The sequence below is a fragment of the Curtobacterium sp. BNK-1 genome (assembly GCF_048685235.1).
In the GTDB taxonomy this organism is placed as follows: domain Bacteria; phylum Pseudomonadota; class Gammaproteobacteria; order Enterobacterales; family Enterobacteriaceae; genus Pantoea; species Pantoea agglomerans.
On the sequence record NZ_JBLQTJ010000001.1, the window covers coordinates 2,041,451 to 2,056,322 of the forward strand.

Below are 14,872 nucleotides of genomic sequence, written 5' to 3' on the forward strand. Positions count from 1 at the left end.
CTGATTTAAGCGCTTGGGAAGCTGATGTTGCTGCCCGGCGCTTCACGGTTGAGATGGATGAAGTTCAGGTGTCGCTCATACTGATCCAGTATGTCGATGATCACCTGCTCTTTGCTGTAATCCATTAAGTCATTACCCTGGCTGCCTTCCATCAGGAAGGTTTCCAGCCGGTAGTAGGTCGATTTACCGCTGCGGGCGCGATAGGTAAAGCCCGGAATCGAATATTGCTGCGGCCAGACCTGATAGATAAAGTCCTGCTCCTCGCCCAGATGGACGCGCAGATCCAGATAGCCAATCGGGTTGCTTTCATCCGCCTCAACGCTCTCCAGCGTGACCCGGCCATCCCGCAGCTCCAGCTCTTTCGCCACTTCCTGCATCGCCGGATAGATGGTTTTTTCCATCATCTGCTGGGTATAACGCGAGCCAGGGTAGTTCATCAGGCGCGACAGTCGCTTCTTCCAGGTCAGGCGATCGGTCGCATGAGCCAGATAGGGCGCGGTGTCGCGCGTGGCGCTGGCCCGACGGTGATCTTCAATCTTCAGGGATTTAAACAGCCCCGCCATGACAAAGAAGATAACAAAGCTGAACGGCAGCCCCATGATCACCGTAGTGTTCTGCAAGGCAGTGATACCGTTGGTCATCAGCATGCTCAGGGTCAGTACCCCAATCGCCACAGACCAGAAGATACGCAGCCAGTTCGGTGCATCACTGTTGATGTCTTTCAGGCGCGAGGTGAAGTTACCCAGCACCAGTGAGCCGGAATCCGCCGAGGTGACGTAGAACAGCATACCGGTGATCGTCGCGACCGAGGCGCTGAGTTTAAACGCCGGATACTGCGCCAGCAGGCTGTAGAAGCCGCGCTCCGCATGGTTCATCACTTCCTGCGCAAACTCCGTATTGCCGTGAATGATCTGATACAGCGCGGCATTACCGAACACTGACAGCCACAACAGCGTAAAGGTGAACGGAATAATCAGCGTGCCCAGCACGAACTCACGGATGGTACGACCACGTGAGATACGCGCCAGGAACAGGCCGACGAATGGCGACCAGGCCACCCACCACGCCCAGAAGAAGAGCGTCCAGCTGTTCATCCACTGGGTCGGACGATCAAAGGCAAAGGTATTGAGCGTCATGCCCATGAAGCGGTTGATGTAATCCCCGACGTTCAGCACCAGCGCATTCAGCAGGAACTCGGTGTTGCCGAAGAACAGCACAAACAGAATCAGGCCCAGCGCCATCACCACGTTCAGCTCAGAGAGAAAACGAATCCCTTTATCGACGCCTGACGTAACAGAAATGGTGGCGATCACCACGGAGAGGACAATCAGCGCGGCCTGCGCGGTCAGGCCTTCCGGGATATCAAACAGCACTTTGAGGCCATAGTTAAGCTGCACAACCCCGATGCCGAGCGTGGTGGCGATACCAAAGATGGTGCCGACCACGGCGGCGATATCTACGGTGTGGCCAATCGGGCCATAGATGCGTTTACCAAAGATGGGATAGAGCGCGGAACGGATGGTCAGCGGCAGGTTATAGCGATAGCTGAAGTAGCCCAGCGCGATGCCCATCAACGCATACATTGACCAGCCGGTCAGTCCGTAGTGGAACAGCGTCCAGACCATCGCCTGGCGAGCCGCTTCCATCGTCTGCCCTGCCCCCTCCGGCGGCTGCATATACTGCGTCACCGGCTCGGCGACTGAGAAGAACATCAGGTCGATGCCGATGCCGGCGGCGAACAGCATGGCGGACCAGCTAAGGACGCTGAACTCGGGTTTGGAGTGCTCCGGCCCGAGCTTAATCGAACCAAAGCGCGAGCAGGCCATATACAACACAAAAACAATATAGAGCGTGGCAGCCAGCATGTAGTACCAGCCGAAGGTGGCGGAAACCCAGTTTACCGCCTTGAGGATCCAGCTCGCGGCCAGCTCACTGTAGAGAATCGTCACGAGTGAAAACGTCAGAATCAATCCGGCAGAGGTATAAAATACAACGGGATTGAGTCTGTCTTTTTCACCGGCAGGTGGATTATTCATCGGTTACCTCTGGTTAATGTCCTGAAAATACGCAATGGATAAGTCTTGCCGTCCACGGCTTTCCGGCCTTGCGGCCCTGTTTCGTTCTGTCACTTCCTGTTAATCGCTCAGGCAAACCAGCCTATTTTAGCACTCATTGCCGTTTCGCTTTCGCTACATTTAAAGAACAGCATCCTAACAAAGTTTCTTTTTATATTGAACGTGCAATCAAAAAAAGTTTAAATAGGGGCTCGATTTGAGGGTGGAGCTGGAGCTATGCCAAAGGTAGGGATGCAGCCGATACGTCGTCGGCAACTGATTGATGCGACCCTGAGCACGATTAATGAAGTGGGGATTAATGATGCCACTATCGCCCAGATCGCCCGTCGGGCGGGGGTATCCACCGGCATCATCAGTCACTATTTCAAGGACAAGAACGGCTTACTGGAAGCCACGATGCGTGATGTGACGCGTCAACTGCGGGAGGCGGTACTGTCGCGGTTAGAACCGCTGGCCGGTGCCTCTGCAGAACAGCGGTTGTGTGCCATCGTTGAGGGTAATTTTGATGATACCCAGGTGCACACGGCAGTGATGAAAGCCTGGCTCGACTTCTGGTCGAGCAGCATGCATCAGCCCCAGCTTAATCGCCTGGAGCGGGTCAGCAGCCGGCGGCTCTACTCAACGCTGGTGGTCGAATTCCGGCGTGAACTACCGCTGGAGAAGGCACGTCTGGCCGCACACGGGCTGGCTGCCCTGATAGATGGTCTGTGGCTGCGCGCCGCGCTGAGCGGTAAGCCATTTAATCCGGTCATCGCCCTCACACTGACCACCCAATTCATCCGTCAGCAACTGGCTGGCGAGCACGAATAACGGAAGGAGAAAACATGTCCCGATTCACCGAGCAGAAACTCTACATCGATGGCGCTTATGTTGCCGCAGCGTCTGGCGAAACGTTCCAGACGATAAACCCGGTCAACGGCGAAGTGCTGGCAGAGGTTCATGCCGCCGGCCAGGAAGATGTCAATCGCGCCGTTGCTGCCGCCAGAAAAGGCCAGAAAGTCTGGGCCGCGATGACCGCCATGGAGCGCTCGCGCATCCTGCGTCGCGCCGTCGATATTCTGCGTGAGCGTAATGATGAGCTGGCAGAGCTGGAAATGCTCGATACCGGTAAGCCTTACAGCGAAACCTCAGCGGTCGATATTGTCACCGGCGCAGACGTACTGGAGTATTACGCCGGTCTGGTTCCGGCGCTGGAAGGTCAGCAGATCCCACTGCGCGAAACCTCTTTTGTTTACACCCGCCGCGAACCGCTGGGCGTAGTAGCCGGTATCGGTGCCTGGAACTACCCGATTCAGATCGCCCTGTGGAAATCCGCGCCCGCGCTGGCAGCGGGTAACGCGATGATTTTCAAACCGAGTGAAATGACCCCGCTCACTGCCCTGAAGCTGGCGGAAATTTACACCGAAGCGGGCCTGCCGGATGGCGTGTTCAACGTGCTGCCGGGCATCGGTTCGGTCACCGGTCAGTTGCTCACTGAGCATCCTGGCATCGACAAAGTCTCCTTTACCGGTGGCGTCGTCAGCGGCAAAAAAGTGATGGCCAATGCAGCAGGTTCAACGCTGAAAGAGGTCACCATGGAACTGGGTGGTAAATCACCGCTGATCATCTTTGATGATGCCGATCTCGATCTGGCCGCCGACATCGCCATGATGGCGAACTTCTACAGCTCCGGTCAGGTCTGCACCAACGGCACCCGCGTCTTTATTCCTGCAAAACTGCAGGCCGCATTCGAGGCGAAAATCAGCGAACGCGTTGCCCGCATTCAGGCAGGCGATCTGCGTGACCCGGCGACCAACTTTGGTCCGCTGGTCAGCTTCAGCCATCGCGACAATGTGATGCGTTATATCGAATCCGGCATCGCTGAAGGCGCACGCGTACTGTGCGGCGGCAAACGTCTGACCGGTGGCGATTTCGACCAGGGTGCCTGGGTTGCACCAACCGTATTCACCGACTGCCGTGATGAGATGAAGATTGTGCGTGAAGAGATCTTCGGACCGGTCATGTCGATCCTGAGCTATGAAAGTGAAGAAGAAGTGATCCGCCGCGCCAACGACACCGAATTTGGTCTGGCCGCCGGACTGGTGACGCAGGATCTCAATAAGGCGCACCGCGTGATTCATCAGATCGAAGCAGGTATCTGCTGGATTAATACCTGGGGCGAATCGGCCGCAGAGATGCCAGTGGGGGGTTACAAGCACTCCGGCATTGGCCGTGAGAATGGCCTGATGACGCTGCAGAGCTACACCCAGGTGAAGTCCGTGCAGGTTGAGCTGACGCGTTTTCAGTCAGTTTTTTAATCACTTAACCTGAGGAACGATGAATGGAATTTGATTACATTATTATTGGAGCCGGATCCGCAGGAAACGTTCTGGCTACCCGTCTGACCGAAGAGAGCAACGTGAGCGTACTGTTGCTGGAAGCGGGCGGCCCGGATTACCGCTTTGATTTTCGCACCCAGATGCCTGCGGCCCTCGCCTTCCCGTTACAGGGCAAGCGCTATAACTGGGCTTATGAAACCGAGCCAGAGCCTTACATGAACAATCGCCGCATGGAGTGTGGTCGCGGCAAAGGTCTGGGCGGTTCATCACTGATTAACGGCATGTGTTATATCCGCGGCAACGCGATGGATCTCGATAACTGGGCCAGCGAACCTGGGCTGGAGAACTGGAGCTATCTGGACTGCCTGCCTTACTATCGTAAAGCGGAAACCCGCGATATTGGCCCGAACGATTTCCACGGCGGCGACGGCCCGGTGTGTGTTGCAACGCCTAAAGCGGGCAATAACGTGCTGTTTGAAGCGATGATTGAGGCGGGCGTGCAGGCGGGTTATCCGCGCACTGACGACCTTAATGGCTATCAGCAGGAAGGTTTCGGTCCGATGGATCGTACCGTCACACCAAACGGTCGTCGCTCCAGCACCGCGCGTGGCTATCTCGATATGGCCAAAGGCCGCGCCAACCTGAAGATCATCACGCATGCCACCACCGATCGCATCATCTTCGATGGCAAGCGTGCGGTCGGCGTGGAGTACCTGCAGGGCGACAGCAACACCATCAACAAAGTGACCGCGCGCCGTGAAGTGCTGCTGTGTGCCGGCGCTATCGCCTCGCCGCAGATCCTGCAGCGTTCTGGCGTGGGTTCTCCAGAGCTGCTGAAACAGTTCGACATCCCGCTGGTTCACGACCTGCCGGGCGTGGGTGAAAACCTGCAGGACCATCTGGAGATGTATCTTCAGTATGAGTGTAAAGAACCGGTCTCAATCTATCCGGCTCTGAAGTGGTGGAATCAGCCGAAAATTGGTGCGGAGTGGATGTTTAACGGCACCGGTATTGGTGCCAGCAACCAGTTTGAAGCGGGTGGCTTTATCCGCAGCCGCGAAGAGTTCAGCTGGCCGAACATTCAGTATCACTTCCTGCCGGTGGCGATTAACTACAACGGTTCCAACGCGGTTGATGCCCACGGCTTCCAGTGTCACGTTGGCTCGATGCGTTCTCCAAGCCGCGGTCATGTACGCCTGAAGTCACGCGATCCGCGTCGTCATCCGGCCATTCTGTTTAACTACATGTCGCATGAGCAGGACTGGCATGAGTTCCGCGATGCGATTCGCATCACGCGCCAGATCATTAATCAGCCGGCGCTGGACAAGTACCGTGGCCGTGAAATCAGTCCGGGACTGGATTGCCAGACAGATGAGCAGCTGGATGAGTTCGTGCGTAACCACGGCGAAACCGCTTATCACCCGTGCGGCACCTGTAAGATGGGTAACGACCCGATGTCCGTCGTTGATGGCGAAGGTCGTGTGCATGGACTGGAAGGCTTACGTGTGGTCGATGCGTCAATTATGCCGCTGATCATCACCGGTAACCTGAACGCCACCACTATCATGATTGGCGAGAAAATTGCCGATAAGATTCGTGGACGCGATCCGTTGCCACGCAGCACCGCCGCTTACTATGTCGCGGGTGATGCACCCGTTCGCACGGTTCCGCAGCGCGCTGAATAATTAGTGACACCGTCACTTAATAATAGCCGGGCACTTTTATTGCCCGGCTATTTTTTTCATTACGGTTTACCACACATCCTTTTCCACACGTCACCCTTTTCAAATCATCAAACCTTAACAGACATCAAACAAAGCAGCATCTGCTGTTGATTTGGTGATGTGCAGAATGCTATAAATCCAGCGTCTATTTAACCGGAGGCACTATCCGTCCACTGATGAGAAGCAACAATGTGGATGTGTTGTAAATTTTATGAGCAGAATGTTCATGTCAAACCCCCTGCATTCCCCCTCTTGCCTTTCTGGCTGGAACGCCGCCGATCAGCACTGGCGTAACGCCCTGTAGTCCCCTCACCACTTCGAACTGTTCTGAGTCTGCCCGCACATTGTGCGTTGTTGCAGGTCGTCCTTTATCGTTGCTGGAGAGCACCCATGCGCGCCTGGGTTTTATTATCACTCGCTATTGTTACTGAAATTATTGGTACCCTTTTTATGAAATGGTCCAGCCTCAATGGCAGCCATTCCGGCTACCTGATGATGCTGGGCATGATTGCCTGTTCTTATATTCTGCTGAGTTTCGCCATTAAACGTATCGCCCTGGGCGTGGCTTATGCGCTGTGGGAAGGTATCGGCATCATGCTGATTACGTTATTCAGCGTGCAGCTGTTTGGTGAAACGCTGTCAGCGCTGAAAATCTGTGGGCTGGTGATGCTGATCGTCGGAATTGTGTTGATCAAAACCGGCACCCAATCATCAGCGGAGGTTAATCATGCTCATCGCTGATCTTGTTCATGCGTCCTGGCTGGCGCTGGCTATCGTGCTGGAAATTGCCGCCAACATATTCCTTAAATATTCTGATGGGTTTAAGAAACCGCTGTACGGTCTGCTTTCACTTTGCTGTGTCCTGCTCGCATTCAGCGCACTCGCTCAGGCGGTCAAAGGTATCGATCTCTCGATCGCCTATGCGGTCTGGGGCGGTTTTGGGATTATCGCTACTGTCGCGGCCGGATGGGTGTTGTTTGGCCAGCGGCTGAACCGCAAAGGCTGGGCCGGTCTGACCCTGTTGCTGGCCGGTATGATCCTGTTAAAACTGGCCTGATCGGCCCTCTCAATCAGTGATATTGATTAAGGGTGTGCCGCTGCACGCCCTTAGCTTACTGTGCTTTCCCGCCCTGTTTCGATTGATTTTTTCCTCTTACCTGTGCTCGGAATCTTCTTACTTTTGTAAAGGCCCGTTTACATATCTGTTGCCTTGAGGCTTAGTGAGCGCCGAAGGTCGGATAAAAACGAGGAATAGTTATGTCTGCAACACGAGGTTGGTCTACGGAGCTGGAGGGATTACGCGGCATCGCTTCTCTCTGGGTATTAGTTGGCCATATCAGCTTACTGGTTCATTGCCATATCACGCTTATTTCATCCCCTGGCATTGGGGTCGATCTGTTTATTCTGTTATCGGGTTATCTGATGGCGAAAAACTACGTCGAGCGTCAGCAGAAAGAGCCGTGGCAGAGCACAGAGACCATCAAGAAGTTCTGGATCCGGCGCTTCTTCCGCATCGCCCCGCTCTACTATCTGCTGTTAATCATCGCCCTGATTTATGGCCCGTGGTTTGGCGAGATGCGTGACACCATTGCTCATTTCTATTCCGGCACCGCCACAGAGTCGTCGCGTTACAACGACCAGTCGCTGGCAAACATCCTGACCCACTTCAGTTTCCTGTTCGGCCTGCTGCCCGAATATGGTTTTAATACTGTGCTGCCTGACTGGAGCATCGGGCTGGAGATGCAGTTCTATCTGCTGTTCCCGTTCATCATGTTGGTGACGCTGCGCTTTGGTTATGCCGCATCGCTGATTGGCATCATGGCGCTCTGCTGCGCTGGCCGGTATGTGCTGGCAGATTATTATGAGGCGTTTGAGATGCCTTCAATGATCCTGATAAAGCTGAATATGTTCCTGTCGGGCATGCTGCTGGCCGAGGCGATCCGCCGTAAATCCCTGCTCTACGTCGCCTTTGCGCTGCTCGGCCCGGTCGCCAGCGTGGCGATGGGCCTGGGTGCGATTAAGCTGCAGGTGATTATGGAGGCGCTGATGATCGTCGGTATGACGGCGATTCTGTGGCAATACCCGCAGGGCAGCCTGATGGCAACGCTGATTGCTCTGCCGCGTAAGCTGCTGAACAACCGTCTCAGCACCTGGCTGGGCGACGTGTCGTTTTCGGTCTACCTGCTGCATCTGCTGATTGTAATCCCGCTGATCGCACTGCTGCTCAATCACACCGACATCGAGTTTAAGAGCGACATGATGCGCTTCCTGATTGTCTGCGTCTCTGCCATCCCGGTGACCTATGCGCTGGCCTCTTTACTCTATAAGTATGTTGAGAAGCCCGGCATTCAGATTGGTAAGCGCGTGCTGAAGCCGAAGCTGGCCGATCAGACCAGCTGAGTTTTTAAGGCAGGCCCTTCTGTTTTTAAAAGCCCCGACTTCGGGGCTTTTTTTTGCCAGGAAAAGCGCAATTGGCTGTGATAACGAGCCTGCTCAGGCATTGATTAAGCCCGTCGCCAGCACACCCGCTGAGGTGAACTACACTTTGCCGGTTAGCAATCTGACTCAGAGGAGAGAACATGAGCATTCAGCATCTGCTGCTATCCACCGACGGTGGCGCAGTGATCATTGAAGCAGAACAACTCGAAAGTGAGCTGGTTATCCCGCCCCACCTGCAGACCCTGACCGGCGGTGAAGCTGACAGCGATACCGGCCATCGGGTGGCGGTAACAAAGCACTACCGCAAGGGACGCTACTATGCGGTTGCCCTTGATCGTCATGCGGCCAGCAATGAAATTGACGACGTGATCGACCTGCTACATCCGGCCCCGCTCGATTAGTCTTTGTCAGACCGAACCCGTATATGTTCCGCTGAACTGCTGGCGGGAAAGCTCAGTATTGCCGGTGTGCGGCATTTACCTATTCAGAAGAGGATAAGCATTATGCAAAAGAAGAAGTGGTTTGTTTCTTACGTGATTAAGCCCAAAGGTGAAAATCATGTCACGACTCACGCCTTTATCGAGGGCGACGATGTCGAGGAGGCGCTGGAAGCCTTTATGTTCGAAACCAAAAAAAGCCTGTCGCTGGAAACCGAAGAGCTGACTCTGCTTTCGGTGAGCCTGGTGTAGACTCTGATTAACCTCGCGATTGCGGGGTTTTTTATGTCCTGTATCAGGATCAGTTATCTATTTATATTATTTATAATTTCCCTGGTGCGGCACTCAATTACTTACTGGGATACGGCCAGGCGTGATCAACGCCAGTTGATGACAGCAGACCGGTAACCGCCAGATACGCCAGTATCAGGACAAACAGCACAATCGCTGCAATTTCAATGGATTTTAGTAAGTGATGCTTAGCCATAAATAACCCTCCTTCAGATGTGTGTAATCAGACTTCACCCCATAAACTATAATGTTACCGGTAAAGTTCAAGTGAAAATCACATCATGAAACATAAAGCCGCGCTTATTAATGCTTTAACGGAATGTGCTCTTACGCATTCAGAGGGAGGGAACTGGCCTTACAAGCATAAAAAAGCCCGCACGGCGCGGGCTTCTGCGATTATCAGCACGGATTATTCAGCAGACTGATCGCTAAAGTCGATTACCATCCTGCCGCGGATCTTGCCCTGAATCATCTCATCGAAGATGGCATTGACCTCACCAATCTTCCTTTTGGTCACCTTCGGCACCACCTTCCCTTCTGCCGCAAACTGGAAAGCTTCCGCCAGATCGTTACGCGTCCCGACCAGCGATCCTACTACCTGAATGCCATCGAGCACCAGACGTGGAATATTCAGGCTCATCGCTTCCGGCGGCAGTCCGACAGCCACCACCCGACCACCGGCCCTGACCGCATCGACAGCAGAGTTAAACGCTGCTTTGGCGACCGCCGTTACCACAGCCGCATGCGCCCCACCGGTTTGCTCCTGAATAAAGCGAGCCGCATCTTCGCTGGCAGAGTTTACGACCAGGTCGGCACCCATCTCTTTCGCCAGTGCCAGTTGCCCATCGCTCACATCAACCGCGATCACTTTGGCGTTAAAGACGTTTTTCGCATATTGCAGAGCGAGGTTTCCCAGCCCGCCAAGACCGTAAATCGCCAGCCACTGACCCGGTTTTACCTCGGACACTTTCACCGCTTTATAGGTGGTGACACCGGCGCAGGTGACACTACTGGCGGCGTAAGGATCAAGCCCGTCGGGGACTTTGACCGAATAGTCTGCAACGACGATACACTCTTCAGCCATACCGCCATCGACGGTATAACCGGCATTAACGACCTCTCTGCAGAGCGTTTCGTTACCGGAGTTGCAGTATTGGCAGTGCCCGCAGCCCTTAAAGAACCATGCCACGCTGGCACGATCGCCAGGCTTGAGTGAGGTGACATCTGGCGCGACTTCCTCAACAATACCGATACCTTCATGACCCAGCGTCACGCCGGTTTTATCACCGAAATCCCCGTTCTTCACATGCAGATCGGTATGGCATACGCCACAGCATTCCATCCTGAGCCGTGCTTCGCCCGTTTTGAGAGGACGTAGCGTCTTCTCAACCACTTCAACCTTGTGTTCACTGTTAGCAATTGCCGCTTTCATAAACGATGCTCCTTTTGATTGAAGCTTTAAGGATAAGCCAAACCGCGGTGATGACAAGATGACAGGTAAGCTTTGGGTGCGAGGCTGGCAGGGTTGTTTCTGCTTTTGCAGATTTTGCAGAGGGAAGTGGGTTTGGGGGTGAGGCCGGGCACCTTAAGCTAGTAGGGTTATTTTGCGTTCGCTTTTCCACTCAAATTTTAAGCTCACTAATATGTCAGGATTTTATCAATACCATCTGTTAAATTTAATATACACATAAGAAACTACGATAACCCATGCAAAACTAAGAAGTGCTGCATACTGCGGAACAAAGCAGATGAAGATATACACGCCAGCCACAATAACTGCAGCAGGGACTAAATAGAAAAATGAATGAATCAGCCATAAAATAGCACGCTTCATTTATTCAGAATCCCATATAGAGCATCAGCAATTTTCCCCTCATTGGCAGTACAGGTGCTGATACTGCCGCGTCGAATATAGCATGTACGAAAAATACTGAATTAAAATCCATTCTACGCCCGAATTTTTCAGTAAAAATTTTCAATGGCGAAATCTTTAATTCTGCCATTGAATCATTTCATCCAGCCTCTTCAGAATGTCAGGGAAATAGCTTTCATTAAGGCCAAAGCTGCCTTTAACCTGAACGCTGTCGGCATGGGGTTCCGGTCGGAGGATAAAATCAATAGTTACACTATCAATAGTATTTTCATTTGTCAGTATCATATCAAGCTGATGAATATCGCTCTGATATTTAAACGACTTTAACTTTTGCTGAGCAATTATCGCCTGATGAAAAGCTGAAAATTCTTTTTTCAACATTTTCAACTCTCCAACAGTGAACTCAGTCTTAAATGCCACCTTCAGGCCGCTTACAGAGAATTCTATCCAGGACTGTATCCAATCCCAGTGATGGTTAACAGGATCGGCTTCGTTATCCACTATGCGTTCAAAAGGTGCGATTGCGAAAGTAAATTCTTCACTCCTGATATCAAACATGGAAATGTTCCTGTTAATTAATGAAAATATTGAAAATGAGATATTGTCCAGTCCGATTCTCTGACAATCACCTCAAATTTGTACTTCTGATAGACATACTCTTGAAGCTGCTTATCGAAGCGCAGCTTATAAATTTCCGTTTCGTATCGGAACATTCCCTTACCTTCACGAGGATCTGGCATTCGCTTGCCATAACGAATAGCCCTTTCCTGAATTTGCAAAGGAACATATCGAGCGGGTTCGTACATATGGCTTGCGGCTGTTTGCGTCATTTTAAGTTTGCGCGCATGTAGCCCGAATTTCAGCCGCCCACGCAAAATAGATACCGTACCCTGACTAATTTTTGCTGAGATTGCCGCACGTGAGCCAGCTTCAAATAGTACCCGTCCGGTACGAAGAATACGAAAAACACCTAACGCCAATAATGCAATATCAGTTGGATCAATTAGCGGTGTTTCAAGCGGTGCTTCTTCAAGGTGAAGAAAATGCCCCTGAACATCATAAATCTGCCACAAACCCGGAGCCTGTGCGACCGAGTAACCGATACACATACCGCTGGTTTCATCTGTTACGGGCTTTGCATTTCCTGGCAAATGGCTGGGGCGAATCTCAAAAAAAACGCCCTGAGGCAATCTCGACTCAAATGTGTAGTAACGTCCAGGCTCCTGTTTTGCTGCTGTTCCTGATATCATTCTCAATCCCTCGTTCATGATAATGGCTGCATTATAGTGCCACACTAAGATAAAACGATCACTCTCCGAAATTTACCCATCCGTCCGTCAGAGAACTATAAATACGTGAATCCCTCGGCACGAGCTGTGTCCCCTAACATACCTTCAATCAATGGACATCGGATGAATGATTAACGTCACTGTTTCTGCGTTATCGATATCAATAACGCCATACTTACCATGAAGACCTGATCCAACGTAACGCCCCAGATGCATTAATGAGAGTATTAGTCGAAGCGCGCGAAATGAGAGGTATTAAGATTGGGCCAGACCTGCCGAATTTTCATGAGATGAGACGCGCTGAAAGTCGACTATTTGATGTGAGAAGCGAAGAGGTTTTTTGTAAAGGCCATTCGACCATAAAAAACTTTTCTATGAAGAAAAAACAATCGTGATTCAAGCGATCAGGAATATGTGATGGCATAGATTGAATATTGTGATTTCGGGATTTTTCGTAACAATCACATAAAATCTTTATAAATCATAAAGCAAAAAAAGACCGAATACGATTCCTATATTCGGTCCAGGGAAATGGCTCTCAAGGAGCCGTGCGCTAAAAGTTGGCATTTATGAAGGCGATGTCGCCTTGCCATTTAACATTAGAACAGCGCGGTGGAATTGCCAGCAAACGGGAGCCGCAGGGGCATAAACCGGATCAGTTTGTGATCGCAACGGCAAAAAAGAGGGGTTGGGCGCAGCGCGATGCTGCACCCGACAGGTTTATTTACCGCACAGCGCCTGGGTGCGCTCAACAATCGGCTGCAGACTCATCATCTGGCCCGGATGCGCTTTGTCTTCGGCCTGGATCACGCTGATCGGCTGCGCTTTCACCTGTTTGTTTTTGAACAGTGTGTCGGCGATATCGTTCAGGGGGTATGTCATCAGCGTGCTCGGATTGATGGCAAACATCGCACCATCTTTCTCACAGGTCAGCATCACCTCTTCACGGTTAAACGGCCACTTCTCTTTACCGATCTCAAAGCGGCTGACGGTAATGATTTGTGCCGCCAGCGCCTGGCCGCATACGGATAACAACAGGATTGCGGGGATCACTTTCTTCAGCAACATAACTACCCTTTTCTCTCTTAAACCACATTCAGGCTGGCGACAGCGTGGCAAATACGCTGACCAGCCCAACCACTCCACACGCCAGCAGTAGTTCAAGCTGCGTCATGTGAATAAATTGTTGCTGCGTCCCGCTGCCCGCCAGGCGGAATCGCGGCACTAACCAGTATCGGTTAATCAGCGCCACCAGCACCATCAGGGCAACCAGCAGCCCTTTACACAGCAACAATACAATGTAGCGTGAATCGTGCCACGTCAGCGGCCAGCCCACGATCATCACGCTGTTTATCAGGCCGCTCAACAGCGTTAACGCCACCGCCAGATGACCATAGCGCGAAAAGCGCATCATGGTACGGATAGCGTCGGTACGCCGATCGATCTGGCGCGCCTCCCGCATCAACAGCAACAGAGGCAGTAATCCGCCCATCCAGAACGCCGCGGCAATCAGATGTAGTGCATGATTGAGCTGCTGAAACAATCCCGGCCAGCCATCGCGCATCGCGGCATGACCAATCAGAGCCATGCAGGCCAGTTGCAGAACGCCCGCCAGCAGTAACACCTGCTGACGCAGCCGCCCGGTCAGTAACAAACCGGCAACGGCCAGCAGGCTAAACAGGATTTCCCACAGCCACACGCCACCGAAGTGCGTGCCAATCACCGCCAGCCAGATATCGACATCAGCCAGATTGGCGCTGTCGCCGCTCATCAATACATTCTGGCAGGCCAGCATCGTCAGCGCACTCAGCAGCGCCAGCCAGGCGCTCCCTTTCACCAGCGGGTTTAATCTTAGCGCCAGTAGTGGTCGATAGCGTCCGGGTGCCAGCAGCGCACTGTAACAGGCGCTGCCGGTCAGCAGCATCACGGCGGCAAAATGCAGCGCGCGCAACAGGATCCAGAGGGTGGCCACCGGCGTTACTTCACGCTAAAGCGATAGCTTCCTGCGGTTTTATGTCCATCCACCGACAGCACATGCCAGTTAACCTGATAGCTGCCCGCTTGCAGCGGCTGAGACAGGCCCACAATCAGCCGGTTTTTCTGGCCAGATTCAACGCGGGCTTTAGCGGTGGCGACGGGCTTCTGTGCACTATCCAGCAGCGTGACGCCGCTGAATGCCGCTTCAATATCTTCACTGAAGTTCAGCGTCAGCGCATCGGTGGATGTCATTACCTGCGCTTTGGCCGCCGGGATAGAAGACTGGAGATGCGCATGCGCCGCTGCCACCGAACTGAATGTCATCAGTCCTGCTGCTGCCAGCGCAATAACCATGCGGGAAATCAGTTTTTTATGCATAAGATCATCCTTTTAACCGCCGCCAGGGCGATAAACGTGGCAAAAGGATACGCTGCTGTATTTGCACTGTC

Annotated in this window: 16 protein-coding genes; 8 read left to right on the top strand and 8 right to left on the bottom strand. The window is 52.8% G+C overall.

Annotation, left to right across the window (positions count from 1 at the left end; genetic code table 11):
- Positions 1 to 5: 5 nt before the first annotated feature.
- Positions 6 to 2,036, bottom strand: coding sequence for a choline transporter (locus tag ACMGGP_RS09710; protein ID WP_122888807.1), 2,031 nt, complete (start codon positions 2,034 to 2,036; stop codon positions 6 to 8).
- A 255-nt stretch (positions 2,037 to 2,291) separates the two neighbouring features.
- Here ACMGGP_RS09710 and betI point away from each other — a divergent pair, with 255 nt between their 5' ends.
- From betI to ACMGGP_RS09750, 8 genes are all read left to right on the top strand, one after another.
- Positions 2,292 to 2,885, top strand: a complete 594-nt coding sequence (gene betI, locus ACMGGP_RS09715) for a transcriptional regulator BetI (protein ID WP_010258750.1) — start codon at positions 2,292 to 2,294, stop codon at positions 2,883 to 2,885.
- A gap of 14 nt (positions 2,886 to 2,899) precedes the next feature.
- Positions 2,900 to 4,372: a betaine-aldehyde dehydrogenase gene (gene betB / locus ACMGGP_RS09720; RefSeq protein WP_010670776.1), complete on the top strand. Its 1,473-nt coding sequence runs from the start codon at positions 2,900 to 2,902 to the stop codon at positions 4,370 to 4,372.
- 23 nt (positions 4,373 to 4,395) lie between these two features.
- Positions 4,396 to 6,078: a choline dehydrogenase gene (gene betA / locus ACMGGP_RS09725; RefSeq protein WP_010258743.1), complete on the top strand. Its 1,683-nt coding sequence runs from the start codon at positions 4,396 to 4,398 to the stop codon at positions 6,076 to 6,078.
- A gap of 429 nt (positions 6,079 to 6,507) precedes the next feature.
- Complete coding sequence (gene mdtJ, locus ACMGGP_RS09730) at positions 6,508 to 6,858, top strand: multidrug/spermidine efflux SMR transporter subunit MdtJ (RefSeq protein WP_263054062.1); 351 nt, start codon at positions 6,508 to 6,510, stop codon at positions 6,856 to 6,858.
- On the top strand, positions 6,845 to 7,174 hold the full coding sequence (gene mdtI, locus ACMGGP_RS09735) for a multidrug/spermidine efflux SMR transporter subunit MdtI (protein ID WP_010258739.1): 330 nt from the start codon (positions 6,845 to 6,847) through the stop codon (positions 7,172 to 7,174). Before mdtJ ends, mdtI begins: the two co-directional genes overlap by 14 nt.
- Positions 7,175 to 7,374: 200 nt before the next feature.
- Positions 7,375 to 8,517, top strand: coding sequence for an acyltransferase family protein (locus tag ACMGGP_RS09740; RefSeq protein WP_010258734.1), 1,143 nt, complete (start codon positions 7,375 to 7,377; stop codon positions 8,515 to 8,517).
- Between the two features lie 179 nt (positions 8,518 to 8,696).
- A complete protein-coding gene (locus ACMGGP_RS09745) occupies positions 8,697 to 8,957 on the top strand; it encodes a hypothetical protein (RefSeq protein ID WP_341575107.1) in 261 nt (86 codons plus the stop codon).
- A gap of 102 nt (positions 8,958 to 9,059) precedes the next feature.
- Complete coding sequence (locus tag ACMGGP_RS09750) at positions 9,060 to 9,245, top strand: hypothetical protein (RefSeq protein ID WP_010258724.1); 186 nt, start codon at positions 9,060 to 9,062, stop codon at positions 9,243 to 9,245.
- Between the two features lie 97 nt (positions 9,246 to 9,342).
- On the opposite strand, the gene ACMGGP_RS09755 is transcribed toward ACMGGP_RS09750, so the two are convergent.
- From ACMGGP_RS09755 to copC, 7 genes are all read right to left on the bottom strand, one after another.
- Positions 9,343 to 9,480, bottom strand: coding sequence for a hypothetical protein (locus tag ACMGGP_RS09755; protein WP_010258717.1), 138 nt, complete (start codon positions 9,478 to 9,480; stop codon positions 9,343 to 9,345).
- A gap of 213 nt (positions 9,481 to 9,693) precedes the next feature.
- Entirely contained in the window at positions 9,694 to 10,716 is a 1,023-nt protein-coding gene (gene adhP / locus ACMGGP_RS09760; RefSeq protein ID WP_061901374.1) for an alcohol dehydrogenase AdhP, read from the bottom strand.
- 558 nt (positions 10,717 to 11,274) lie between these two features.
- Entirely contained in the window at positions 11,275 to 11,715 is a 441-nt protein-coding gene (locus tag ACMGGP_RS09765) for a WapI family immunity protein (protein ID WP_061901373.1), read from the bottom strand.
- Between the two features lie 17 nt (positions 11,716 to 11,732).
- Complete coding sequence (locus ACMGGP_RS09770) at positions 11,733 to 12,425, bottom strand: hypothetical protein (RefSeq protein ID WP_262387879.1); 693 nt, start codon at positions 12,423 to 12,425, stop codon at positions 11,733 to 11,735.
- Positions 12,426 to 13,166: 741 nt separating this feature from the next.
- On the bottom strand, positions 13,167 to 13,514 hold the full coding sequence (locus tag ACMGGP_RS09775; protein WP_010670792.1) for a YebY family protein: 348 nt from the start codon (positions 13,512 to 13,514) through the stop codon (positions 13,167 to 13,169).
- A gap of 28 nt (positions 13,515 to 13,542) precedes the next feature.
- A complete protein-coding gene (gene copD, locus ACMGGP_RS09780) occupies positions 13,543 to 14,418 on the bottom strand; it encodes a copper homeostasis membrane protein CopD (RefSeq protein WP_498798391.1) in 876 nt (291 codons plus the stop codon).
- A gap of 5 nt (positions 14,419 to 14,423) precedes the next feature.
- Positions 14,424 to 14,801 carry a copper homeostasis periplasmic binding protein CopC gene (gene copC, locus ACMGGP_RS09785; RefSeq protein WP_498798392.1) on the bottom strand — a complete coding sequence of 126 codons (378 nt, stop codon included), beginning with the start codon at positions 14,799 to 14,801 and terminating at the stop codon, positions 14,424 to 14,426.
- Positions 14,802 to 14,872 lie beyond the last annotated feature (71 nt).

Coding starts and splice junctions, on each gene's coding strand:
- ACMGGP_RS09740 (WP_010258734.1), top strand. CDS start 7,375: ATGTCTGCAACACGAGGTTGGTCTACGGAGCTGGAGGGATTACGCGGC.
- copC (WP_498798392.1), bottom strand. CDS start 14,801: ATGCATAAAAAACTGATTTCCCGCATGGTTATTGCGCTGGCAGCAGCA.
- betA (WP_010258743.1), top strand. CDS start 4,396: ATGGAATTTGATTACATTATTATTGGAGCCGGATCCGCAGGAAACGTT.
- mdtJ (WP_263054062.1), top strand. CDS start 6,508: ATGCGCGCCTGGGTTTTATTATCACTCGCTATTGTTACTGAAATTATT.
- ACMGGP_RS09710 (WP_122888807.1), bottom strand. CDS start 2,036: ATGAATAATCCACCTGCCGGTGAAAAAGACAGACTCAATCCCGTTGTA.
- ACMGGP_RS09755 (WP_010258717.1), bottom strand. CDS start 9,480: ATGGCTAAGCATCACTTACTAAAATCCATTGAAATTGCAGCGATTGTG.
- ACMGGP_RS09745 (WP_341575107.1), top strand. CDS start 8,697: ATGAGCATTCAGCATCTGCTGCTATCCACCGACGGTGGCGCAGTGATC.
- adhP (WP_061901374.1), bottom strand. CDS start 10,716: ATGAAAGCGGCAATTGCTAACAGTGAACACAAGGTTGAAGTGGTTGAG.
- mdtI (WP_010258739.1), top strand. CDS start 6,845: ATGCTCATCGCTGATCTTGTTCATGCGTCCTGGCTGGCGCTGGCTATC.
- ACMGGP_RS09750 (WP_010258724.1), top strand. CDS start 9,060: ATGCAAAAGAAGAAGTGGTTTGTTTCTTACGTGATTAAGCCCAAAGGT.
- betI (WP_010258750.1), top strand. CDS start 2,292: ATGCCAAAGGTAGGGATGCAGCCGATACGTCGTCGGCAACTGATTGAT.
- betB (WP_010670776.1), top strand. CDS start 2,900: ATGTCCCGATTCACCGAGCAGAAACTCTACATCGATGGCGCTTATGTT.
- ACMGGP_RS09765 (WP_061901373.1), bottom strand. CDS start 11,715: ATGTTTGATATCAGGAGTGAAGAATTTACTTTCGCAATCGCACCTTTT.
- ACMGGP_RS09770 (WP_262387879.1), bottom strand. CDS start 12,425: ATGAACGAGGGATTGAGAATGATATCAGGAACAGCAGCAAAACAGGAG.
- ACMGGP_RS09775 (WP_010670792.1), bottom strand. CDS start 13,514: ATGTTGCTGAAGAAAGTGATCCCCGCAATCCTGTTGTTATCCGTATGC.